We start from the raw sequence: 25377 nt of genomic DNA on the forward strand, positions 1-25377 counted from the left end.
AGGGGAAAGGGGAAAGGGAAAAGGGGAAGGGGGAAAGGGAAAAGGGGAAGGGGGAAAGGGGAAGAGGGAAGGGGGAAGGAAGATTTTCAGGCTTTCAAGGTGTTGTTTTTGCTCTTTGCTCGTCAGGATAAATACTATAAAGTTAGTACAAAACTCAAAAATATAGGCCTAAAGTATTATTTATACGTCATTCTCAACTCTTGAGCAAAAATATCAACGTATCCAAAAGCAGTTGATAGCCGGGGCGATCGCTCTTGGTGGTGTTTTCATAATTGGCACTTTGTGGTACTCGTTAGTGGAGGGCTGGTCATGGGAAGATGCAGCTTATATGACGGTCATCACCTTAGCTACCGTGGGATATGGAGAAACCCATCCATTGGGTAGCCGAGGACGGTTGTTTACAATTGCCCTGATTTTGTTGGGTGTAGTCAATATCGGTTACATTGTCAACAGATTTACAGAAGCAATTATTGAAGGCTACTTTCAACAAGGAATTCGACTACAACAACAGAGGCGGTTAATGGAATCCCTATCAGAACACTACATCATCTGCGGATTTAGTCGGACTGGTCGCCAAATTGCCAAGGAATTTAGAGCAGAAGGTGTACCCTTTGTAGTCATTGATTCGGAGATGGAATCTGTGCAAAGGGCGCAATCAGAGGGTTATACGGTATACCAAGGTGATGCAACGTTAGATGATACACTTTTGAAGGTGGGCATTCAAAGAGCAGTTTGTCTGGTTGCGGCGCTGCCTTCTGATGCTGAAAATTTATATACTGTTTTGTCAGCAAAAACGCTTAACCCAGAAATTCGGGCGATCGCTCGCGCCAGTACGGAAGAAGCTTTACAAAAGTTACAACGTGGTGGCGCAGATGAAGTAATTTCACCATATATTACTGGTGGAAAGCGGATGGCGGCTGCGGCTCTGAGGCCGCAAGTTTTGGACTTTGTAGATGGAATTTTGACTGGTGCAGACCGCCAGTTGTACATGGAAGAATTTTTACTCGACCCGGCTTTTTGTCCTTTTGTTGGTCAAACTTTACAAAAAGCGAGATTGCGATCGCAAACTGGGGCATTAGTGCTGGCAATTCGCCGCCTTGATGGTACTTTAATCGGCGGCCCCACCGGCGATACGGTGTTAATGCCGGGAGACCGGCTAATTGGTATGGGTACAGCTGAGCAGTTGCGTAACCTCAACCAAATTCTCGGCCCGATTAATTATAAACAACTGCGACGACCGAAAAATAGCTGATACAGCAGATTTCAGGGAAATGAGGTACAAATGCTAAAAACAAAGCCATATACCAGGAGACTTTCAACCTGTTCCTCGTTAAGAGTTCCCTGTTTCCTGCTGTAATTTGCTTTTTTATACTAAACGCTCCATTTGCAATGATTATTCCCTAATTGGGTAAATTTGCTTCCATTGGGATGCTTCCGTTTTTTATTTCTGGTCAATAGATGTATTAGCAGCCTTGAATTCCTGACCTTTCTGAATCTTTAAAACTTCAAGTTGTATACCTCTAGAAATAGCTTCATTAAATGCATTGTTTAAACGAGCTAAAGATTCATCAAAAGAATAACTACTGCCTCCGTAGACCATAGCAGCGGTTTTGTCGTCTAGTTCTACCAAATTTTCTTTTGTGATAAAATTTTCTACATTTATTCTGTTCATTTTAAATAATACTTTTTACAGCTATTTTGGTTAGAAAAATTATATATTAGACCCGAATTGATTACAAGCCATAGGACGGCACGGCTCATAATCCTTACCCAGAATATGTTTTAGGCATTTTTCATATATATTAAATATCCTCTAACCAGCGCAAAATACTAACTTTACTTTCTACCAAGCCTTTATAAATTAATGATTCTGGTGTCATAGACTCAATTGCAGCATAAAGTTTAGAATTTAATATTGAATCTTTTTTAACTACAGCACAATCTCTAAAGTAAGTACGAATAGTAAACAGCGCTGCTTCATATTCTGGTATTCCCCAAATTACCTGTCGCTCAATTCGCAGATAAAGCCTGGGATTTTGCAAATCAAAGTTTCTACCTTGCCATTGGCTAACTGACACATTAGGCGGTGGTTCGGGATGGTGGTTGAGGCGGGTATCGGTACTCAAACCCCAAGCAAAACGCACCATAGGTTTGTGGGTAATCATTGTATTAGCGATCGCTTTCCCTCGGCGATTTATTTTTTCCATACCCGCCACCGGTGCATGTATTTTGGCAAAATCCTGACCAATTTTTTTTTCGGCTGACCAGTGGTTGGGATAGCACAGATGGACTGCACTCAAGAAGCTGTTACCATCAGCTAAACGACAAATAATTCCTAAATCTTCTTGTACCTGTGCTGCTAAAGCATCAAGAGTAGAAGCGTAAGGAGGGACAAATTGGCTACCTTCAACTTTTTGTAACTGTAGCTGTGCATCGAAATAAAGTGTTTCTTTGGTGAGTCGGCTATGAAATTTGAGGGTGTTATCTATTAACTTTTCGCACTTAAAATAATTTGGGTGTTCTTGGGTGAGACGATTAATTATTAAACGAGCGATCGCACTAGCCACAGCTTGAGAATAATTGCAAGTTTGGTAATACTTACTCAATCTTTCCTCACGAGCTAAAAGCTTAGCTTGACGGTAGTCGCTAAAATTATCATCAATTTGAAATACCTGGCCATCAACCTGAGTGTTACCTAAACAGCAACCAAAGGGCATCATCCCTGGCTTAACTTCATAGCGTCCACTCATCAGGGGAAAGTAGTAAGCCGCATTATCAACAGCTTCCACCGTCCTAACTTCTTGGAACAAGTTGTTTAGAGACACAAATTTATAATCTTTGTTTGATTTTTCAATTTCCAATATAAAAGAAGAGGGAGAGGTTCTGATAAGCGCAAGCCCCTAACTACACTAGCGTGGTTGTTAACTATCAACAGTCAACAGTCAACAATCTAATCGATTAACGAGTGTTCTATTCGTACTAAATCCATCCTTTGGTTTCCTCATCATTTAATAATCTTTTCAATTTGAGATACTCCCTTTGTGCGGCTTGTAGGATGTGTTTCATCATCACTGGTTCATCGGTGTCGGCTGCTGTAAAAGCGGCATTCATGGCAATATTGCGGATATTACCGCCAGCAACCTTGAGTTGTGCTAATTTTTCGTAGTCTAAACCTTGGGTGGGTGTTTGAGGGGGGAAAATGCGCTGCCAAATTTCACTACGTGAGGAGGCTTCTGGGAAGGGAAAGGCAACCAAAAAGCGGATACGGCGTAGAAAAGCAGAATCTAAAGCATTTTTTAAATTTGTAGTCAAAATCGCCAAACCTTGATATGCTTCCATACGTTGGAGTAAATAAGATACTTCTACATTGGCATGGCGATCGCGGCTATCTTGAACTTCTGTACGTTTGCCAAATAAAGCATCTGCTTCATCAAATAGCAAGATTACTCCTCCGGTTTCCGCTGCTGTGAATATCCGCTCTAAATTCTTTTCTGTTTCACCTATATATTTACTGACTACGGCACTAAGATCGATGCGGTAAAGATCGAGACGAAATTGATTTGCTAATACCTCTGCTGCCATCGTTTTACCAGTTCCGCTTTCCCCGTGGAAGAGGGCGCTAATCCCTAAACCACGGCTACCTTTGCCAGCAAAACCCCATTCTTGGTAAACTTTCGCTCGTTGTCGCAGTTGAGTAGCCATATCTGCAAGTACCTGGCGTTGTTGTTCGGGTAACACTAAGTCATCCCAAGTGGCGGATGTATCTATGCGTTGGGCTAAACCATCAATGTGAGGGCGGGCTTGATGGCGGCAAAAATCCCACAGTAAGTTAGCGTCGAGAGTGTCAGCTGCTTTTTGAAGTTGGAATTGCAGACAAGCTGCTTGAATGGTGGCGTTACTGAGGTTAAATTGAGATACTAACTTGGTAATTTCTCCATTGAATTGTTTGGCTGCTGTACCAAGATGGGTTGCCCAAATTCCTGCTTGTTCTTGATAGCTCAGTTGCGGTACATCAAAGGTAATCAGATGATTTTGTTTAGCGTATAGTCGTTGTCCACTGGAAATAATCACAGGTGTTTGCAGATGTTCCACAAACTGAGAAACAGGGAAAGCAGGTTTTGGTTCGTTGGGGAAAATATCATCGCACTCAAGTAACAGCAGACTATTATTTAATAACGCTTCTCTTTCCCAACGTTGTTTAATTTGGTAAATTTCGTTGGGCGATTGGCTAAGCACCACCGCAGACATAACATGCAAATTATAGCCAAGGCGAATCGATACAGCTTTGGCAATGGCATATTTAGCGGTTATTTCCCCACCACACAATTGCAACGCCAAAGAAGAGGAGGAAAGCTCAGACCAAATAGTAACTAATTGTTCTACAATCTTTTCCTGGGAGGGAGCTAAGGGTATTTGCTCAAGGTGGAGGGGAAGGGGATGAACAAAACCGATTAATTGCTCGTCAAAAGCTGCTTCTCCCACAAGATAACTGAGAATTCGTGGATTGATGCGGAGGGGGGCTTGGGTGAGGGTAAAGCCCGTACCAATTTCAATTAATTTCCAGGATTGTAAGGGATTTTGCCCAGAAACCACAGACAAACTAGCTTGGGGAAAAGTGGTTAAAGCTAAGGCAAGGGTAGGATAATTGAGTTGCGGATTTCCCTGGAGTTTGGCACATAGTTGGCCGAGGGTGGGGTCAATTTCCAAAGCTGTGCATAAAAGCAGGATATCCCGTTCAAATTCCGTGAGGTAGAACAGGCGACATAAATTTGCTAAGGCGGATGTAGGTAATATTGTTTCGGTGGTTAGGGGCTGTGGCGCTTTATTTTCCAGCTTATTTTCTAGATATTGACGGATATAGCCAGTAGCTTGAATAAGTGTAGCAAGGTTTTCTTGATGCCAATGGGATATGGGGGATGTTTTCATAAGGCTTGAGAACTCCGATAATCGCCTATGATAAAACCAGTTCCACCCAGTTCATAGAGCCGTACCCTGCGGGAAGGCAGAGCCTACGCCCTTACGCTCGTATTCATATCACAAATAAAATGAAATGGTATAAGTCCTGAGTTCTAAAAGGTTCGTAGTAAGCACTTTAGTGCTTAAAAATCAAGGACTAAAGTCCTGACTACGAACATTTTTTTCTACAAAATTAATGCTATGAACCACTAGTAGTTCGCCAAGTCAACTTAGCGGGGAAAAGGGTAAAGGGGAAAGGGAAAAGGTTTTAAATCCCTTACCCTTTTCCCCTTTCCCTTTCCCCAGCCCTCACCCAGCAAAATTAATGGGACAGAGCACTAGGTGTACTTAGTAATCTTTGGTTAGATGCAAAGTAAAGGTCACTCAATTCTGCCAAAGAAACATCAGTGTGGGATTGTGGATTACGGAAGTAGGAATGGATGGGAAGGAATTCAGCGCGGGGGCGCGTTTTTGCTGAAGACACAATTTGTTCAAGCAAATTCAGGTAGTTTTCAGCAGTACATTCCCAGGTGTATGTCTTTAATACTCGTTGCTGACCAGCTTGGGCAAAATACTCCCACTCGTTGACATCACATAACAACCGCTCCAAGCCCCGCGCAATATCAGCAGGATCTTCTGGGTCAACGAGTACGCCATATTCCTTATTTCCCTGTCGCAAGCTTTCGCTAGGGCCGCCATTTTTGGTTGCTACCACCGGTAAACCTGCTACTGCTGCTTCTAAGGGAGCAAGTCCAAAGGGTTCGTAGAGTGCAGTCAGCGCAAATACCGAACGGCGTTTAACCATAAATCGATATGCTGCTGCTAGTGATTCTTGAGATTGATTTGGCAAGCCAAATGCAGTGATTTTTCCCCACAAGTCGTTTTCTTTGACTACCTCTCGAATGGGGGCTAATACTTCCTCCGTTATGTCGTCGCCAGTCGCCTCTCGTAAAGGATCGTCCAGTCCCCCTGTGAGTAACATTAAGTTAGCTCGTTCCTGGAGTGTGGGACTCATGGCGAAAGCTTGCACCAGACCTAATATATTTTTTTTCAGTTCTAATCGACTAGATGCGATGATTGCTGGCAAATCTTGACGTGACTGGGCAATATCTCGCGCCAATCGTTCCTGAATGAATTCCTGGGTAGCTTCCTCGTTTTCGGAACGCGCCTTTGCACCGAAAATCGAAAAATCTGCTCCTGGTGGAATCACTGCAAAGCGATCGTCGTTGTCTACATCCACTGCACCACCATAAACTGGATGAGAATACTGTTCAAAACGTTCGAGTCGCGTGCTAGTGATATTAATAGCCGAGCGATTCATACTCAAGCGTTCGGCTAAAATGCGATATTTGAAGTGGAATTGCTCGTTGATTTCTGTAATATTCTCCGGAGTGACCTCTAGTTTGTCCATTTTTTGAGCGCCGAGAGAATGAGCGGTAAAGGTAAAAGGTATGCCTGCCTTTTCCTCAATCAAAACACCACACAGTCCTCCATCACCGTAGTGGGCAGTCATGGCATCGGGTAAGCCGCCTTCTTGTTGATAGAATTGCAAGATGTTGGTTACCCAATCTTTAACTAGGTGAGGCCACAATAACTCTTTAGGTAAAAATTCTTTTGGCCCGGCTGTTAATCGGATAATCCGGACATTATCTACCCCTGGATAGGTGTCAATTACTTCAGCAAATTCTGGCCACTCCGGGTCAATAATTTGACGGGTGAGAATATCAACTTTGTGTCCCTGCTGAGCTATGGCTATAGCCACTTGCTTAACGTAGATCAGCTGACCACCAAAATCTGGGTGTTTGGTTATGTGACTATTGCCAGAATCAAAATTGCCTTGAGGGTTGAGAAATCCAATGTGCATCGCCCACTTCCTAATACAAATTAATTTCTACTAGAGGTTTTTGCCAAACATGGCAGCAGAACACTTTAGTGAGCTTGTTAAAACTCTCAAGACTCAAAAACACAAATAGCCAAGGTGTACACAAATACAAATGAGAAGTAAGTCAAAGGACTTTTATTGATTCCCTTCAACTTCAACCCGGCCAATCCGCGCATTTTCCTATGTTTAAGTTAATCGCTACTGTACTTGGCGTACATATACCCAATGGTATAAATCCTATGGCGATCGCTAACTTCTACTATTCTTTCTTGATACTGAATTAAACTACCACCCCTTCTAATTGTTCATCTGTTAATTCATATAATTGGCGTAACTTATCTAATTTTTCATCATCAGCTTGCCAGAAACCGCGGCCGTGTGCTTCTAACATTCTGCCTACAATATTGCGGAAAGCTTCGGGATTTGCTTGGCGTAATTTCTCAGCCATTTCTGCATCTAAAGCATAAGTATCAGCCGCTTGGTCATAAACCCAATTATCGGTAAAATCGGCAGTACCACCCCAACCAATTAACGCCGTCATGCGTTGAGAAATTTCAAATGCACCACCCGAACCTTGATTAGCCATTGCTTGGGCCCATTTAGGATTTACTAATTTACTGCGATATTCAATTCTGAGTAAATCGTCTAAATTGCGGGGGGTAGTATCTTTAGAGAAACTTTCTACAAAACTGGTTGTAACTTTTTGATTGCGTTGTTTTTCTGCTGCCTTTTTCAAACCGCCGGTATTAGCGTAATATTCTTGAATATCAGTTAAACCATATTCTACCGAATCGATTTCTTGAACGATGCGATCGCTTGTTTTTAATAATGCATTCAAAACTTCCGGTCTCGCTTGACCTTTATCGTTTCTACCATAGCTAAAAACATTCCGACTTTGCCAAGTATTCCCCAATTCTTCACCAGATTCCCAGTTACCATCAACTACTTTATCGTTCACCAAAGAACCAAAATCACCCGCCGGATTAGAAAACAATCTCGCCGACGCATTTTCTACACCTTGCGCCTGCAAAACTAAAGCATGTTTTCTAATAAAATTTTCTTCTTCCGATTCATCAACATCAGCCGCCCGTTGAAACAAATCATCCAACAATTCAATAATATTCACAAAACTATCGCGGAAAATTCCTGATAAATTTCCCAACACATCAATGCGGGGATGTCCAACTTCCGCCAAAGGTTTTAATTCATAACGAACAATTCGCCCAGTTCCTTCCTTTACAGGTGCAGCCCCCACCAATTCCAACAGAATTCCTAATGATTCACCCTTGGTTTTAATCGCATCTAATCCCCATAACATCACCGCCACAGTTTCCGGATATTTGCCATATTCTGCCAAATGCTGGGCAATAATCTTTTTCGCAATTTCCCTTCCCCTTTCATAAGCCCCAGGCGAAGGCATTCGATAAGGATCTAAAGCATGAATATTCCTCCCAGTTGGTAACACACCAACTCCATCCCGCAACAAATCACCACCAGGCGCAGGCGGAATATATTCCCCATTCAATCCCCTTAACAAATTCGTTAATTCATCCGTAGATTGCATTAACAAATCCCTGATTAATCTCTCCTCCTCTTCTCTGTGTTCTCTGCTTCTCTGTGGTTCGTTTCTTCCTTCCTCTTCCCCAAAATAAGCCTCCAAATACGAAGCCAATTTCTCCTCACTCGGTCTTTCCCCCAAAGTATGTAACCCCGAAGAAAATAACCGATTTTCTAAAACTTGCAAATATTCATATAACTCCACCAAATAATCTTCAAAAGCATGATTGCTAAACATGCGGATATTTTCCGGACTAAAGGCAATTCCCAACTGTTTCGCATCTTCAAAGGGGCAATCGGCATCTAAACCAGTGTCCACAATTTTCTTACAAATCACCGACTTGAGAGCATAATTTTTTTGGGTATCTTCTCGATATTCCGAGATTAAATCTCGCAATGCCATTAATTCCTTATACAAACCTGCACGTCCATAAGGTGGTACATTATGGGAAATTAACACACCATAACCGCGACGTTTTGCCAAAATCGACTCCGAAGGATTATTGGCAGCATATATATATAAATTGGGCAAATTTCCTAACAAAATATCCGACCAAGAATAGCCAGTATTTCCCAAAGGAGAACCAGGCAACCATTCCACAGTACCATGCATTCCAAAATGAACTATGGCATCAGCTTGAAACTCATTTTGCAGCCATTTATAGTAAGCAGCATATTGGGGATGGGGCGTTAAATCCCGTTCAAACATTAACCGCATGGGGTCGCCTTGAATTCCCAATGGTGGTTGTACGCCTATCCACACATTTCCTAATTGCACACCATTAATTTGGAATTCATCACCATAGGTTTTAATACCAGTTCCGGTGAGAGATTTCCATTGTTTTTCGATGCGAGATGTTCGCAGATATCCCAGCCATTTTTCTAATGTGCGGACGTTGACAGTATTTGTGGGGTGGACATCTTGTCCGCCATTCTCAAAGGGCAGGCGAGACGACTGCCCCACAAGCGAATTGTCTTCATCTGCTTCTTTTACCAAGCGAATTAATTCTTCGCCATCTTCTGGTAAATCTCCAATGGTGTAACCTTGGTCTTTGAGTGCAGCAAGAAACTTCAAAAGGCTACGGGGGACATTTAATAATGCAGCTGTGCCCACAGCCCCGTAACCTGGAGGAAAGCCATATAAAATGATGGCTATTTTTCGTTCCGATGCAGGTTTTTGCCGTAAAGCTACCCAGCTTTTCACCCTACCAATTAATCGCTGCACCCGTTCGGGAACTAAATAAATGTTTTCGCCCACTAAACCGCCAAGGGGAACGGTATCAATTGCGCCATCCAATTCTGGTAAAGCATACAAGACGACACTTTGCAAGCCACCGATTCCTTGACGCGTCCAGGAGTATATATCTTGAATTAATAGTGGTGCTGCAACAATATAAGGTACATTCTTGGCAGTGAGGATGCGCTTTGCTACATCTACCTGACGGCCTGCTTCCATTGAACCAGCAGGGCCACCCACCAGAGGAAAGCCAATTGTGGAAACTATCGCGTCTACCTTTACTGCTTCAGTTGAAAGTGAGGGCGTTTCGATATTACCTAATTTTCGTTGCCCAATTTCATAGTCCGTTGTCATCCAATCTCGTACCGCCACATGTCCTTCCACGCCGTTAATGAAAATCGGCAAAGGAATTAACCCGGCTGCTTCAAAACGGCGAATTAATTGCGGAATGTATGGTTGTTTTGTAATAACGTGTTTGCGGTAAAGAAGAATGCCTATAACTGGAGAGTGGGAAATTTTTTCTATGCTTTCTTTTTGATACCATTCCAAATATTCACGGGGCGATGCAAAAAACCCCGGATAGTCGGGATGCAGTAATCCCATATTCGGCGTTTCCACTGGCGGGGGAATGTCGCCGACTTTTAAACCCAAGTATTTTTCTGCCAGTGTCCAGAATAATGAAGCTACGTTTTCAGAACCGCCGGCATTCCAGTAACCATAGATAATTAGCCAGTTGCGTAAGTCTTGGACTTTTTGCACTGGTATGTATTTCAGGAGTTTCGGGCCAATTTTTAAGAAGCTGATGTAACCAGCGAGTTTGTCTTCTTCCCTTCCATTGCTAAATTTATCGAGGATGAATTTAACTGGTTTGGGCATTCCTTTGGGTTTATCGCCAATGGCAAAATCCCCCAGCTTGGTTAAACTCATTAATTCCAAGGCTGACTCAAACACCAGTCGGATGGGAATTTGGGCAATGCGATCGCGCAACCACACAACCTGGTCATAATCAAATAGTAAACTACCAAAAAACACATCCGCGCCATCGAGTGCTGCTTGTACTTCCTGGCGCTTGCTTGTAAGATCGCGATCGCTAAATACCCGAATATCCAACTGGGGACAGCCGGAGTTAGCCAAAAAAGCCGCTTTTCTGTATAAGTCGGCGTTAAATGATTCAAACCCAGCAACCAAGACGATGCGTTTCATGCCCATAAGGAAATTTTTCTTCACTTAAATTTTAAACGCGCTTCCAAGCTGATTGTTATACTAATCTGCGTTGTCAAAGGTAATTCTAACTCTGGGGAGATGGGAGAAATGCTATTGGAAAATTTTCAAATACTGCTAAAGGATGATTCAACTATAGGACTCATATTTGATTTGTGTGAAGCTAGTAGTACGCCAAGGCAACTTAGCGGGGGAAAGGGGAAAGGGGAAAGGGGAAAGGTTTTAAATCCCTTACCCTTTTCCCTTTAACCTTTACCCAACCCCACTTAACATTTTTGGGTCTTTTTACCTGTTCGGTGTTCTGTGTCTCTATGAGTAGTTCTTTCAATCAAACTAGATTCCTATAAGTACATTTGTCATAGCTTTCTACTTTTAACAAGCGTTATTATCTGAATAATGGGGGTAATTGCTGCATTTCAATTTATTGCAAGAATTACTAGGTGATTCTCGATTTTGATAAATTATGAGGGTTGTGTTTTTTCTAGCAATTTTTCTTTCTGGAATCTCTGGATTTAACCTAAAAATCTTTGATTACCTTTGGCATAGAAATTTATTTTTATGTCAGGTTACTAATGCTTAAAATAATGCAATATTTTTCAAAAAAAAACTTGAAAAACAAGTATTAACAAAATTTTTTATTTATAATTTTAAGAGTTTTGGACTAGTGTAAACAGAAGTCAATTGAGGATGGAATCATGAAATTTGGAATTGATAGCGGCCATAATTGTCCACCAGACACGGGAGCTAGAGGAATCAAAGTTGAGGATAATTTAACTTTAGATGTCGGCAATAGAGTTATAACCAAGTTGAGAGCTTTAGGACATGACGTTGTAGTATGTAAACCAAGTAGTGCGAACACAGTCACCGAATCACTTTCAAAAAGATGTGCTACAGCCAACGCCAGTAGAGTCGATACTTATGTCTCGATTCATTTTAATGCCTTTAACGGACAAGCTAATGGCACAGAAGTCTTTGCAACCAGTGACGCTGGAAGAAAAATTGCTAAACCTGTATTAGATGAAATCGTCAAATTGGGATTTTTTAATCGCGGCGTTAAAAGCGGTTCCCATTTGTATGTTCTCAAAAATACAAATATGCCTGCCATTCTTATAGAGTGTTGCTTTATTGATTCGGCAAAAGATATGAATCTTTTTAATCCAGAAGCAATGGCCAATTCCATCGTCAAAGGTTTAACTGGTACACTGCCAACAAGCCCAGTTACCCCAGTACCAGACGAAGAAGACAATATAGATACTACTATTAAGAGACTGCAACAAAACTTAAATCGACTGAAAGTAACTGATAAAAATGGTAAAACCTTAGTGGAAGATGGCATCAACGGCGCTAACACCAAATCTGCCACAGAAAAATTTCAGACTATTATCGGAGTGCAGCCTACTGGAATTGCCGATACAAATACCTGGAATGCCATAAATGTAATTTTGGCAAAACGAATCATTCGGGTAAACCATGCTGGAGGCGCAGTTGTCAGATACTTACAATACCGTGTAGGTGTTGAAGTTGATGGTGTTTACGGGCCACAAACAGAAGCTGCAATTAAAAACTTTCAAAGGCAAAACGGTTTGGAAGCCGATGGAATTGTTGGGCCTGCTAGTTGGCAGAAGTTAATTGGTTAAACTCAAGGTGTTTGAAGTTTAAAGTATGAAGGATGAGTTTACTGTTGACTGTCTTGTAATTCATACTTCATACTTTATGCTTCAACTTTGAGTGTGACTAACCACGGTTCCGTTCTAGCAGTAGCATCATTAACAAACTTAATAAAATTTGCTGTTCTTGGCGATCGCTGAGTTGATCCACAGCTTTGATGATAAATTTTCTAGAGAGGAAAGTGGGGATTTTCTCCAAACGCATCACAATTGTGCCATCATCTCGGCTCACCAAGTACACTGGATTAAAAACATAACCAGTGAACAAACCCAGAATTGGAATTTCTGCAAACAGGGCATCAGCAACTTTCACCCACGGGTTTTTCTCCTGGATGTTCAAAGTAGTGGTTTCGCCATCAAAAATGTCATAACGCGCACGCCAAATAGATTTTAATCCCCGTCGTTTTACTGAACCAATGTAACTACCATTACTATCTGTAAAGTCATAGCGTGCGGAGAAGTCAATAATCCGGTCTGCTTTGATGTAGTATAAGGGACGAGTTTGCTCTCCATCCGCAAAGATTGTAATTGCTTCCTTGAGCTTGAAGAGTTTCTGTTTAACATAGAAAATCAAATTATTTTGAGCATCAACAACAGATATTTGTGGTGCCAATGCCCACAATTTAAAGGTGAGTTCCAGAGGATATTGCATAGTTTTGGACTAGACAAGAAAATATGACTTTATTAATCCCAATTGTGGGGGAAAAGTAACATTGTTAGGTCATTTCCATCGCAACAGTGGATAGTCGTATGGGGCATAGAGCATCTTTCAAGGGTTGGTATTTAAAAAAGCCATAGATAAGCAAGTAAAATGCTTATCAGATAGGGGACAGCAGAAATACCAGTGTGGAACTTCTGGATGCTCCAGGGTGTGTAGGAGGAGAAATGCAGGTAGGAAAAAGTAAGGAATTAAGGCTTTCCACCACATCGTGGTGGCAATGCTCCTGTCAATTGGTCTATCTTACACAACTTTTTCATTACGATCGCCCGCAAACTTGGTTTGCGAACTATTCCTCAAACACAACGTGCCCTATCTAACCAACTGCACAAAGTTTTTTCTTTCTTTGTATGAAACCACCCTGCTCCCCGCTTGCGGGGAGGGGAGGTTTTGCGCTAGCAAAGCCGGGGTGGGATCAATACGGTTCGGATAAGCAGTATGAACTTACCTTGTGGTCTGGGAAAAGGTTAATGGTTCGACAAGCTCACCAACCGGGGTAAGGGGATTTGGATGTATTTGAAACCTTTCCCCTTTCCCCTTTTCCCTTTAACCGAACCATATTGGGGGTGGGATGACTGGGGATTAGTTAGTAATGGAGTAAGTTTGCTCTAACGTCATTACAAGGGTTTTACGTTAACTTGACACCAACGGTGAGGACACCAATCCCACAATAAAATCTATTACAACATTTTAGCCTTGCCACGCCACTACATTTATTTACATTACGTATGACGTTTTTTTTAGGTTGAGCTACTTATCAACAAAATGACTTTTCAAACATGCTTTGATAATTGTTATATTTTTCTCTAAAAAAATAATATACTACAAATAAATATTGTATATCATACATTCTATCAGTTACTAAAAAGTATAATTTTTAATTTTATATAAACAATATGACAATTTTTGATAATTTGATTGAAATTAACATATCTAAAAATTAGTAAATCTGCGATTATGAAGATGTTTAAAGAATCCTAAAAATGGGGTTTCGCTGCATGGCTAAATCTGAATTAATGGCATCTTTACAGCGGGCTTATAAAATTGCCAGAACATCACTGAAAACCGGCGTTCCCACAGATGAAATAGTTGACATTTTAAAACAAAAAACCACTCGCCGCCGCTTACTTTATGGAGGTTTGGGGTTGGCAAGTGCATTGGCTACAGCTACCTGGGGTAATGGCCGTGATTCTGCGGCTTTTGCAACAATTCCCAAAGTGCTGATAGTGGGTGCGGGAATTGCTGGTTTGACTGCTGCTTATCGCTTGCGTCAGGTTGGGGTTCCTGTGGACATCATCGAGGCCAGAGGCAGTGTTGGTGGTCGGATGCGTAGTTTAGCCAACGCGGCTGGTACTGGTGTGACAGTGGAAATAGGTGGAGAATTCATCGATACAGATCATAGAAAATTGCGATCGCTTGCTCAAGAACTGGGTTTAACAACCATCGATTTACTGGCTAGCGATAAAGCATTAGTACCAGAAATATGGTATTTTCAAGGTCGGAAAATTTCTGAATTAGAAATTATTAATTACTTTATTCCTTTAGCAGAAAAAATTGAAGCAGATTTAACTGCCATTGGTGATGGAGATGTGACTTTTCGCTCTTACAATCAGGCGGCTTTCATATTAGATAATACCTCCATTGCAGATTATTTGGAGCAAGCACAAATTAACCCCATTCTCCAAGAATTGCTCAAGTTATCTTACACCACAGAATATGGTCGAGAAGCCACAGAACAATCTTGTTTAAATTTAATATTTTTAATTGGCACTAACACCGATATATTCTCAGTTTACGGCGAAAGTGATGAACGTTTCACGATTCGTGGAGGTAACGACCAAGTACCGCGTTTACTAGCCAATTATGTAGCCAATGTTCTGCAAACCGACACAGAATTAGAAGCTATCCGTATTCTTTCCGATGGTCGTTATCGAGTTAGTTTGCGGTCTGGGTATAGAACCTTCGATCGCACCTATGAAAGAATATTACTGACATTGCCTTTTACCACCTTGCGTTTAGTGCAATTGGATGTGGATTTACCAGCATTTAAAAAGAAAGCGATCGCCCAATTAGGATATGGTACAAATGCCAAATTAATTACAGCCTATCAACAAAGATTGTGGCGTACTCAATATAATTCCACAGGAGCGACATTTACCGATTTAGAATTTCAAACTACATGGGAACCAACTCGCTACGAAAAACGCACCAAAGGTCTAATTACTAACTTTACCGGTGGCGAACATGGTTTATCTTTGGGCAAAGGTTCCGCAGAATTTCAAGCTCAAAAATTTTTACCACAATTAGATAAAATTTTCCCCGGAATTCAAAACCTGCGTCAAGGTGAAGCCATTCGCGCCTACTGGCCCGGAGAAAAATACACACGAGCTTCCTATGCTTGTTATTTAGTCGGACAATGGACAAGCATCGCCGGAGCAGAACAAAAACGCATAGGTAATCTATTTTTTGCTGGCGAACACTGTTCTTTATCCTACCAAGGATACATGGAAGGCGGGTGTGCCACAGGTGAAGTTGCAGCTCGAAGAATCCTCAAAGATTTAGGTTTCCGCAATATCCCTGCTTCACAAGAGTCAATTAATACCAATCAACTACATCGTTATCGAAAAATACCCAGGGCGCAACGTTTTTCTGATGATTTCACAGAATAGTAGTTTGCCAAGTTCACTGGGAGGGGCAAAGGGGAAAGGGCAAAGGGGAAAGGGCAAAGGGGAAAGGGCAAAGGGGAAAGGGCAAAGGGGAAAGGTTTTAAATCTTCACCTTTACCCCTTCCCCTGTCCCCAGACCTCACCCAGCATTTTTGGGTTGGTAGACCAATAGTGATTTGTTTCATTAATTTTGTAGGAAAAAATGTTCGTAGTAAGGACTTTAGTCCTTGATTTTTAAGTACTTTACTGCTTACTACGAACCCATCAGAACTAATGCGACAAACCACTAAATCTAACCCGCAAACCATCCTTCGGGCGATTAGGAATTCCCATTGTGTCTAAATTTTGATTGGGTAAGATTTCCCAATCATAGCTGCGTAGCAAATGAGCAGCGATAATTTTCATTTCCATTTTGGCAAAAGCTATGCCAATGCAAACACGTGGCCCCCCACCAAAACCAACTAAACTAAAGGGATATTGTTTGTGTTCTTGACGTTGGGGACTAAAGCGGTCTGGGTCAAAACGCTCTGGTTGAGAGTAAATTTCTGGTAGGCGATGAGTTAGTGCAATGGCATAACATAATTGCCAACCAGCAGGAACATGAAAACCTTTAAATTCAAATTCTTTAACAACACCACGAAATCCCGCGCCAACTGACGGACGCAGCCTTTCAACTTCCCATAAAACTTGGTCTAAATAAGGCATTTGCCCCAGCTGTTCTAAAGTTACAGAACTAGCATCAGCAAATTTTAGTTGTTCTTCCCTGGCGCGTTGCAGTACCTCTGGATGACGGGCTAATTCTAAACACAACCAAGTCAACATTGTAGTTGTGGTGTCATGTCCGGCAAAAAGTAATAGTACGGCTTGGGCGATGAGTTCTTTTTCACTGAGACTGTTACCATCTTCATCTTGGGCTTGTACCAACAAACTCAGAGCATCTTTAGTTGGGTTTTGTTGGCGTTCTCTCACCACCTGAGTTACATGCTCTAAAATTTGATTGCGAGCTGCTATGGCTTTACCAAATTTGGTAAATGGTAAAGGCAATGGATTAATTGCAAACAAGCCACTAGACAAAGTTGTAAACAAATTACTCAAGCGCGCACCTCCAGCCCCAGGAGGCGTACCCAATAATAATTCACTAGCAATATCGAATGTTAGTTGTTTAAATTCCCCAAACCAGCTGAACTCCTGCTGCTTTTCCCACTTTTGCAGATAACTGCGGGTGATATCTTCCATTGTGCTGACATAATGTGCCAATGCCGGCCCGTGCAACGCCGGCATCATCAAGCGGCGATTTTTGCGATGTTCCTTTCCATCTTGCAAAAAAAGTGATTCCCCCAGCAATATCCTGAAATTGGCAGGCCATCCCTCGCGCCAAGAAAAATTCTCTGTATGGCTTGACAAAACAAACTCTAAGGCCTCTGGCCCCACCATGAATACAGTTGGTCTACCAAAAATATGTGATTTGAAGATAGACCCATACTTTTGATAGCGTTTTTTACCAAACTGGCGGTCAAAAAAAAAGGAAAGTGTTTCACCTAATCCAGGTAAACCAAAGCTTCCAGGAGGAATTTGATTACTTTTCATCTTGTTATAAACTTAATATCAATCACAGCCAATATTAAAAAACAAAGCGATCGCAGAATTCGGATATTACAGCAATTTTCAGGTAAATACACCACGCACTAAGGGCGCAAAGTCTTGCACCCCTACAACAGATGTGGTTCAAATAGATAAAAACTGCTGTAATTACAGTCTACTGAAGATAATTTTAAAAGTCCCAAATCGGCATTGCCAAATCTAGTAGTTCGCCAAGTGAACTTGGCTTTTTAAAGGGGAAAGGGAAAATACCAAACATGCACCCCCTTTCCCCTTTTCCCTTTCCCCTTTCCCCTTTCCCCTTTCCCCTTTTCCCCTTCCCTTTTTCCCGACTTCTCTTAGAAGTCTAATTTACTATCTTTTACTCTGTCCCAGTTTTTTAGATATCAATGGGTTAACGATATCAAGTATCTGCTGTACTATCTTCGGTGCAAGCAATACAATAGCCACTGTATAAGTTATTGCACCTAACACTATGCAAATAACTAATAATGTTTGTATGTTAACAACATTTCTCAACAACTCCTTAGTTGCAAAAATTACACCTGTCATAGCCAGGACTCCAGTTAATGGAATCACGTACTGCTGTAGATAAGTAGTCAATTTAATACCAATGAGTTTGCGAATAAACCACAAATCTACAGGTGTCAACAAATAACTACGAATTACATAAACTGCTGCCACAGCGACAATTCCCCAGTGTACAGCAATGGCAAAACCGATAACATTCGCTATGGAATGCATAAAGTTTAGCCTCAGTTTCCAAGCTGGTTTACCCATCGCTGTGATTACAGTGGTGTGGAAGTAGGCAACTGAGTGAACAATTCCAATAAAGGCGAGTATTTGCATCACTGGAATACTTGGCAACCATTGTTCTCCGAATAAAACTCTGACTAATTCGGGTGCTAGTGCTGCCATGCCCAAAAAGGCTGGAAAAGAAATGAAGCTAGTAAGTTGGGTTACTTTGTAGAAACCACTTCTCAACTTTTCAGGTTCTTGCTGTAACCTAGAAAACGCAGGCATCGCTACCTGATTGATTACACCAGTTAATAACTGGGTAATAATTAACAGTAAACGGTAAGCGACGGAGTAATAACCCAAAGCAACTGGGCCTAAAAAATAACCTATCAGTAAGTCATCGGATCTGCGATTAACAAAGTTGAGTATTTGAGTGCCAACTACATTAATACCGAAGGAAAATAATTCTCCAAAATGTTTTTGAGAAAACTTGAATCTCGGTCGCCAATTGCTAGCCGACCAAAGAACTATCACCTTCACCAAACTATTTACTAACTGCTGACTAACTAGACTCCAAACACCAAAGCCCATAAAAGCCATGACCACGCCAACCACGCCACCGACGCATACCGCTACGAGTTCGCGTACCGCTAAGGGTTTGAAATCCAGGTTACGTTGAAAAATTGCTTCCTGAGTACTACTGAGGGAAATAATTAGAAAGCTGAGAGACAGCCAGCGAATGATTGGTGTTAACTGCGGTTGAGAGAAAAAGTCGGCAACTAATCCAGCCGACGCAATACTCAAACCTGTCATCACCAAACCGATACCCAAGTTAGTCCAAAAGGCTGTATCCAGATGTTCTGGTTCCAGTTCCTTACGTTGGATAATCGCTACAGAAAATCCTTGGTCAAGGAAAATAGTTACAAATGCCAGGAATATACTAGCTGAAGCAACTAAACCAAAGGTCTCAGGCCCAAGCAGACGGGCAAGCAGCGCAAAAACAACAAAAGCGATCGCTTGGCGTCCCCAATTCTGAATTGCAGACCAAAATACGCCTTTTAATGCCTTCTGTTGAAAATTCGATGATTTTTTGGGTGGTTCCATTGGTTAAGTCTCTAAAAAAATTAATTCCTTCTGCTTGTACTGATATAGCCACAACGATGGTTGTGATTTTTGCCAGCAAAAAACTGTTACTGCAATTAACTAAATCCCTTCATATCAGGCTTGTTAAATAAATTACATCAAAAATACTCAAACATTCTTCCACCTTGGGGCGAAAGTGCCAGAAATATCCTTGATTGAGAATAATGTTCTGTGTATGTTTAGGCATTCTTGTTGACAAGTGTCTTCAAGCACATGTTTCCTAACAATACCCTATTATGATTTTGGATTTAATCAGCTAATTTTTCCTGACTGGAATTAGAAACTCCAAATTTGACAGGTATCAAAATATCATCAATGAACTACAAAGTTAAATATATGACATAAAGTATTTTTTTACTCATTTAATTTAAGTATATTACTCACATTGTAGCTATCCTAACGCATCAAGCCTTAGTAACTAAAATCTAATACTCACGGAATTGCAAAAAATCAATTATTGAATTTTTGGTATCAAAATAGCTTTTTTTGGCTGTGTTAGCTTTTCCCATGTCTTAAAAGCAATGGGATATTTTTCTATTTATAAGGTTCAATATCCTCAGTCAGCCTTAAAAAACAGAAAATTTATCAAAGCTTTAAATTCTAATGGGTTAGAGATAGTAATTTGGGGTGGGAGTGGGGAGTGATATTATGTCCGGTTGAAGACTTATTATTAGGACTGACGCTCTTACGCGGGGAATTTTTTTGATAAGTGATTAGGCGGACATGATATGACGCACAAGAGAGAGATTTTGATAATCAGTGATTATCCGAAGTTGATATAAAACGTAGTTTTTGCTGTAGAGAGATGGAAAATAAAAATTATGAAATTACGTTTGATGAATGCAAATTGCCAAGCTCAAAAACTTAACACCAAGGATTTTCAGCCTTTTTTATTGTAAATTCGTGTCCATTGGGTTTCGTTCATCAAGTCATATCGTGTCTGAGTGGGATGCAATGGCTGTGGGAATCATAACTAATTATGCGGATATGATATCAACTTGGGAGAATTTTAAATTATCAATAAATAGAGGTGAATTTGATATATTTTTAAACAATATATGATAAAATCAGGCGCATTTCAGAGAACTCCAAAAAATCAATTATTTCAGTGAAAGCGTTGACTGTGGACTGTCAACGGTCAACAGTCAACACTCTTCTATGGAATATTTTTTGGCGTTGCATAATTGCGGGATGATTTGAGAATTTGCATCAAAATATAATCCCCGCGTCTCCGTGTCTTTGCGTCCCCGTGTCCCCGCGTCTCTATGTCTCCATGTCTCCGTGTCAGCCTAAATCATCCCATTATTCAGCAACGCCTATTTTTTTACTTGGAAGTCCCTTACTGCTAAATCTCTACCAGGACTTACGCAAAAATAACGTAATTGGGTCATTACGAGCGATAGCGTACTCCTACACAGAAGCAAGCTACGCACAGCGTCTCGTAGAGAAGTAATCCCCCCTAACGCTGGGATTGCTTCCCTACACTCCGTTTCGGTCGCAATGACAATATCGACGTTGCGTAAGTCCTATCTACTTCAAAATAAATCTAAATCCGTTACAGCACCAACACTACTAGAAGATACTAATTTGGCATATTTAGCCAACACGCCTTTAGTGTAACGTGGTGTAGGAGGTTGCCAATTAGCACGGCGACGCGCTAATTCTTCATCGGAGACGTTTAATTGCAATAAACGAGCTGGTGCATCAATGGTAATGCTATCGCCTTCTTGGACAAGAGCGATCGCACCTCCAACTGCTGCTTCTGGTGCAACATGACCAACCACCATCCCATAGGTACCACCAGAGAATCGCCCGTCAGTAATTAATCCTACGGCATCTCCCAAGCCAGCACCAATAATTGCCGAAGTGGGAGCCAACATTTCTCGCATTCCAGGGCCGCCCTTTGGCCCTTCGTAGCGAATCACTAAAATATCCCCTGGTTGAATTTTACCCGCCAAAATCGCATCCAAGGAAGCTTCTTCTGATTCAAATACCCGTGCGGGCCCAGTGATTACTGGCTTTTTCACCCCGGTAATTTTAGCTACTGCTCCTTCTGTTGCTAGATTGCCTCTGAGAATAGCTAAATGTCCTTGGGGATACATGGGGTTATTCCAAGGACGAATGACATCTTGGTTGGCAGACGGTTCCTCTGGAATATCTGCTAATATCTCTGCAATGGTTTGTCCGCTAATTGTAATGCAGTCTGGATGTAGTAAATCATGCACAAGTAGCATTTTCATGACTTGGGGAATGCCTCCAGCTTTGTGCAAGTCAGTAGCTACATATCTGCCACTTGGTTTTAAATCACACAAAACGGGGACGCGACCGCGAATAGTTTCAAAGTCGTCTATGGTTAACTCTACCTCTGCGGCACGAGCGATCGCTAAGAAATGCAACACTGCATTTGTGGAACCACCCACCGCCATAATTACAGAAATAGCGTTTTCTATGGATTTGCGGGTAATAATTTGTCGGGGTAAGATTTGTTTTCTGATGGCTTCCACCAACACAAATGCCGATTTTTCGGTACTATCAGCTTTTTCGGCATCTTCCGCAGCCATTGTGGAGGAATAAGGCAAACTCATACCCAGCGCCTCGAAAGCAGAAGACATGGTATTGGCTGTGTACATCCCACCACAGGAACCAGCACCAGGACAAGCGCGACTTTCAACTTCTAATAATTCTTTGTCGTCAATTTTCCCAGCACTGTATTGACCGACGGCTTCAAAAGAACTAACAACCGTTAAATCCCGTCCGTTGTAGTGACCAGGTTTAATGGTGCCACCATAAACAAAGATAGCTGGAATATTCATCCGCGCCATGGCCAGCATTGCCCCTGGCATGTTTTTATCACAACCACCAATGGCCAGTAAACCATCCATACTTTGCCCAGTACAGGCGGTTTCAATGGAATCAGCAATCACTTCTCGCGACACCAGGGAATATTTCATCCCTTCAGTTCCCATTGAAATCCCATCACTAATGGTAATTGTCCCGAACAATTGCGGCATCGCCCCAGCCGCTTTAATCCCAACTTCTGCCCGTTGTGCGAGTGTATTAATCCCCATGTTACAGGGGGTGATTGTACTATAACCATTGGCAATGCCCACAATGGCTTTGTTGAAATCTTCATCTTTAAAACCAACTGCACGCAGCATAGCTCGATTTGGCGATCGCTGCACTCCTTGGGTAACAATTTGGCTTCTCAAATTCTCCGACATCTTTTTTCCTTTCGTGCCATCATCGCAACTGTCGCGATTATATTACCTGATTTTCTCATGCCTGGGCAGCGCGATGGAGCTTAGACTTCTAAGAGAAGTAGGGAAAAGGGGAAGGGGAAAGGGGAAAGGGAAAGGGGGAAAGGGTAAAGGGGGAAAGGGAAAGGGGGAAGGGGGAAAGGTTTGGTATTTTCCCTTTCCCCAATAAAGATGCATCCCTTTGACCACAAGAGTGCAAAAAGAATTGAGTGCAAGAGGTCTGATGTATTTGAAACCTTTACCCTTTCACTTTTCCCCTTTACCCTTTACCCTTTCCCCTTTCCCCTTTACCCTTTCACCTTTCCCCTTTACCCTTCCCCCTTTCCCCTTTACCCTTTACCCTTTCCCCTTTCCCCAATTTGGAAGTTCCTTAAAGAATAATGTCGCTTCCTGCCAATCCTGCTGCTACGGAAAGCGCCGGTGTTCCCACTAATTGAATCTCAAAGTCAGCAGCAAGACCCGCATTGACGTTACCTTGGAGAATACCTCCAAAATAACGAAGTTGACCAACTCCGGTGAATGCACCAGCGCCGATGAAACTAAAGGCTTGGTTACCTGCTAACAATGTATTGGCGTCAATGGTGGAAAGATCGATTTGATCGCCTAGTCCAAAACCATTGCCAGAGAAGCCATTGATAACATCCCGAAGCACACCAGGTTGACTTTCAGTAATTGAGTTGAAGTCAAAAACATCGTTACCGGTTCCTCCGGTGAGAACATCAGTTCCGTTACCACCAGTAATGGTATCGTTGCCAGCACCGCCATTAATGTTATCGTTGCCATTACCACCGGATAATTGGTTATTTTGACCGTCACCAATAATGCTGTCATTGGCATTTGTACCAATGACGTTATCAAAGTTCACCGCAGTAAATGACAATGTTCCCAAAACAGGAACGTTATTAGCAGCCAAACTTTGGGTTTGCAGGTTAACAGTGATGGATACTCCAGGTAAAGATGCCGATGCATCTATAGTGTTATTTGCAACACTGGCATTTGCAATCACATTTTCGACTTTAAAGAGTTGGTCTTGCCCGAATCCGCCAGCTTTTTGAACTGTTCCAACACCTGACAAGGTAATGCTTTGATTCAGTTGACTGTAGTTTGCGGTATCAATACCATCTCCACCATTAATGCTGTCGTTGCCTAGACTAGCTATGAATGTGTCATTACCAGCACCGCCATTGAGGGTATCGTTGCCACCACCACCATTGATAGTATCGTTACCACCATTACCGTTGATAATATTATTGCTTGAGGAGCCAATAATCGTTTCACCACCTTGGCTACCTTCAACGTTCTCGAAACTCAGGATAGTTTCAGTGTTACCGCCGCTAACAGAGGTTACACCTGTAGCCAAGTTGATGGTGACTACTCCATCAGCAAAGGTGATGCCTGAGTAATCAATTGTGTCAACGCCAGTTCCACCATTATGAACATCGAAGTTCACAAAGTCGGTATCAATCACGCGATCGTTGCCGCTACCTCCATTGGTGGTGTCAGCTCCATCGCCACCATTGATGGTATCGTTACCGCCATTACCATTAAGGACATTAGTCGCTGAGGAACCAATGATTGTCTCACCACCTTGGCTACCTTCGACGTTCTCAAAGTTACTGATAGTTTCAGTATTACCATTACTAACAGAAGTCACGCCTGTAGCCAAGTTAATGGTGACTACTCCATCCGCAAAGGTGATACCAGAATAATCAATTGTATCGATACCAGCCCCGCCATTATGATTATCAAAGTTGACGAAGTCAGTATCAACAATGCGATCGTTGCCATTGCCGCCATTGGTGGTGTCAGCCCCAGCGCCACCATTGATGGTATCGTTACCATCTAACCCAGATAACACGTTATTGCCACTGTTACCGTTAATAACGTTGTTTCGAGCGTTACCTGTACCGTTAATTGCTGCACTTCCTGTTAATGTCAGATTTTCCAGGTTAGCACTCAAACTGTAGGTTACCGAAGACTGTACGGTGTCTACACCGCCTAAAGCATCACCAAATACTTCAGAAGCAACATCGAAAATGCTGTCTACGATGTAGAGGTCATCGTTGTCCCCTCCATCCATGTTGTCGTTGCCTGTACCGCCATTGAGGGTATCGTTGCCATTACCGCCTCTGAGGGTATCGTTACCAATACCACCAACAAGGCTATCATTACCATTACCACCAACAAGGCTATCATTACCACTACCACCGTTGAGGGTATCGTTGCCGTCACCGCCATCAATTGTATCGTTACCGCCATTGCCGTTGAGAACATTATTCACAGAGGAGCCAATGATTGTCTCACCGCCCTGACTACCTTCCACGTTTTCAAAGCTAGTGATGATTTCAGTATTACCATTAGTTACTGAGGTCACACCTGTTGCTAGGTTGATGGTTACTACTCCATCAGCAAAGGTGATGCCTGAATAATCAATTGTGTCAGTACCAGATCCACCATTATGATTATCGAAGTTCACAAAATCAGTATCAATAATGCGATCGTTACCAGTGCCTCCATTGGTAGAGTCCGCCCCAGCACCGGCATTGATGGTATCGTTACCAGAGACACTATTGGCATTACCACCAACAGCCCAGCCAAATATCGAATCACTTGCTGAAGTTCCAGATAACAAATCACCATTTGTAGTGCCAAAAATAACTGCCATAATATTGCTCCTTAATTAATAGTGTAAATAAATAGCCTCATCACTTCCTGACAAAGAAACGAACAGGAAAA

At 42.0% G+C, this 25377-nt stretch carries 13 protein-coding genes and 1 pseudogene; 4 read left to right on the plus strand and 10 right to left on the minus strand.

What is annotated here, in order from left to right:
• Nucleotides 1–204, plus strand: a pseudogene (locus VF06_RS41970) (hypothetical protein); the annotation flags it as partial.
• Nucleotides 205–235: 31 nt separating this feature from the next.
• Entirely contained in the window at nt 236–1252 is a 1017-nt protein-coding gene (locus tag VF06_RS08515; protein WP_099069193.1) for a potassium channel family protein, read from the plus strand.
• Nucleotides 1253–1441: 189 nt separating this feature from the next.
• Here VF06_RS08515 and VF06_RS08520 read toward each other — a convergent pair whose 3' ends face one another.
• The 5 genes from VF06_RS08520 to bchH form a co-directional block, all read right to left on the minus strand.
• Nucleotides 1442–1672, minus strand: coding sequence for a hypothetical protein (locus VF06_RS08520; RefSeq protein WP_099069184.1), 231 nt, complete (start codon nt 1670–1672; stop codon nt 1442–1444).
• 130 nt (nt 1673–1802) lie between these two features.
• Nucleotides 1803–2750 carry a heme-dependent oxidative N-demethylase family protein gene (locus VF06_RS08525; protein ID WP_180267489.1) on the minus strand — a complete coding sequence of 316 codons (948 nt, stop codon included), beginning with the start codon at nt 2748–2750 and terminating at the stop codon, nt 1803–1805.
• A 229-nt stretch (nt 2751–2979) separates the two neighbouring features.
• A complete protein-coding gene (locus VF06_RS08530; protein WP_099069183.1) occupies nt 2980–4926 on the minus strand; it encodes an ATP-binding protein in 1947 nt (648 codons plus the stop codon).
• Between the two features lie 352 nt (nt 4927–5278).
• Nucleotides 5279–6820: a glycosyltransferase gene (locus tag VF06_RS08535; protein WP_099069182.1), complete on the minus strand. Its 1542-nt coding sequence runs from the start codon at nt 6818–6820 to the stop codon at nt 5279–5281.
• A 298-nt stretch (nt 6821–7118) separates the two neighbouring features.
• Nucleotides 7119–10835 (minus strand): magnesium chelatase subunit H, encoded by a 3717-nt coding sequence (gene bchH, locus VF06_RS08540; RefSeq protein WP_099069191.1) that lies wholly within the window; start codon nt 10833–10835, stop codon nt 7119–7121.
• A gap of 713 nt (nt 10836–11548) precedes the next feature.
• Between bchH and VF06_RS08545 the strand changes: the two genes are divergently transcribed.
• Entirely contained in the window at nt 11549–12490 is a 942-nt protein-coding gene (locus VF06_RS08545; RefSeq protein ID WP_099069181.1) for an N-acetylmuramoyl-L-alanine amidase, read from the plus strand.
• A gap of 97 nt (nt 12491–12587) precedes the next feature.
• Here the strand turns inward: VF06_RS08545 and VF06_RS08550 are convergent, their stop codons facing one another.
• Nucleotides 12588–13172, minus strand: coding sequence for an LURP-one-related family protein (locus VF06_RS08550; protein WP_099069180.1), 585 nt, complete (start codon nt 13170–13172; stop codon nt 12588–12590).
• 1064 nt (nt 13173–14236) lie between these two features.
• Here VF06_RS08550 and VF06_RS08555 point away from each other — a divergent pair.
• Nucleotides 14237–15907: a flavin monoamine oxidase family protein gene (locus VF06_RS08555; protein ID WP_099069179.1), complete on the plus strand. Its 1671-nt coding sequence runs from the start codon at nt 14237–14239 to the stop codon at nt 15905–15907.
• A gap of 267 nt (nt 15908–16174) precedes the next feature.
• On the opposite strand, the gene VF06_RS08565 is transcribed toward VF06_RS08555, so the two are convergent.
• The 4 genes from VF06_RS08565 to VF06_RS08585 form a co-directional block, all read right to left on the minus strand.
• A complete protein-coding gene (locus tag VF06_RS08565; protein WP_099069177.1) occupies nt 16175–17491 on the minus strand; it encodes a cytochrome P450 in 1317 nt (438 codons plus the stop codon).
• Nucleotides 17492–17857: 366 nt separating this feature from the next.
• Nucleotides 17858–19345 carry an MOP flippase family protein gene (locus tag VF06_RS08570; protein WP_099069176.1) on the minus strand — a complete coding sequence of 496 codons (1488 nt, stop codon included), beginning with the start codon at nt 19343–19345 and terminating at the stop codon, nt 17858–17860.
• 1574 nt (nt 19346–20919) lie between these two features.
• The gene (gene ilvD / locus VF06_RS08580; protein WP_099069174.1) at nt 20920–22605 is read right to left on the minus strand and encodes a dihydroxy-acid dehydratase; all 1686 of its coding nucleotides are present in this window, start codon (nt 22603–22605) and stop codon (nt 20920–20922) included.
• Between the two features lie 406 nt (nt 22606–23011).
• The gene (locus tag VF06_RS08585) at nt 23012–25306 is read right to left on the minus strand and encodes a beta strand repeat-containing protein (RefSeq protein WP_099069172.1); all 2295 of its coding nucleotides are present in this window, start codon (nt 25304–25306) and stop codon (nt 23012–23014) included.
• Nucleotides 25307–25377 lie beyond the last annotated feature (71 nt).

It is taken from the genome of Nostoc linckia z4 (assembly GCF_002608075.1).
GTDB classification, from domain to species: Bacteria; Cyanobacteriota; Cyanobacteriia; order Cyanobacteriales; family Nostocaceae; genus Nostoc; species Nostoc linckia.

Excerpts from the sequence above, each read along its gene's own strand:
- VF06_RS08520 (WP_099069184.1), bottom strand. The coding sequence starts at position 1,672 with ATGAACAGAATAAATGTAGAAAATTTTATCACAAAAGAAAATTTGGTA.
- VF06_RS08525 (WP_180267489.1), bottom strand. The coding sequence starts at position 2,750 with ATGAGTGGACGCTATGAAGTTAAGCCAGGGATGATGCCCTTTGGTTGC.
- VF06_RS08530 (WP_099069183.1), bottom strand. The coding sequence starts at position 4,926 with ATGAAAACATCCCCCATATCCCATTGGCATCAAGAAAACCTTGCTACA.
- VF06_RS08535 (WP_099069182.1), bottom strand. The coding sequence starts at position 6,820 with ATGCACATTGGATTTCTCAACCCTCAAGGCAATTTTGATTCTGGCAAT.
- bchH (WP_099069191.1), bottom strand. The coding sequence starts at position 10,835 with ATGAAACGCATCGTCTTGGTTGCTGGGTTTGAATCATTTAACGCCGAC.
- VF06_RS08545 (WP_099069181.1), top strand. The coding sequence starts at position 11,549 with ATGAAATTTGGAATTGATAGCGGCCATAATTGTCCACCAGACACGGGA.
- VF06_RS08550 (WP_099069180.1), bottom strand. The coding sequence starts at position 13,172 with ATGCAATATCCTCTGGAACTCACCTTTAAATTGTGGGCATTGGCACCA.
- VF06_RS08555 (WP_099069179.1), top strand. The coding sequence starts at position 14,237 with ATGGCTAAATCTGAATTAATGGCATCTTTACAGCGGGCTTATAAAATT.
- VF06_RS08565 (WP_099069177.1), bottom strand. The coding sequence starts at position 17,491 with ATGAAAAGTAATCAAATTCCTCCTGGAAGCTTTGGTTTACCTGGATTA.
- VF06_RS08570 (WP_099069176.1), bottom strand. The coding sequence starts at position 19,345 with ATGGAACCACCCAAAAAATCATCGAATTTTCAACAGAAGGCATTAAAA.
- ilvD (WP_099069174.1), bottom strand. The coding sequence starts at position 22,605 with ATGTCGGAGAATTTGAGAAGCCAAATTGTTACCCAAGGAGTGCAGCGA.
- VF06_RS08585 (WP_099069172.1), bottom strand. The coding sequence starts at position 25,306 with ATGGCAGTTATTTTTGGCACTACAAATGGTGATTTGTTATCTGGAACT.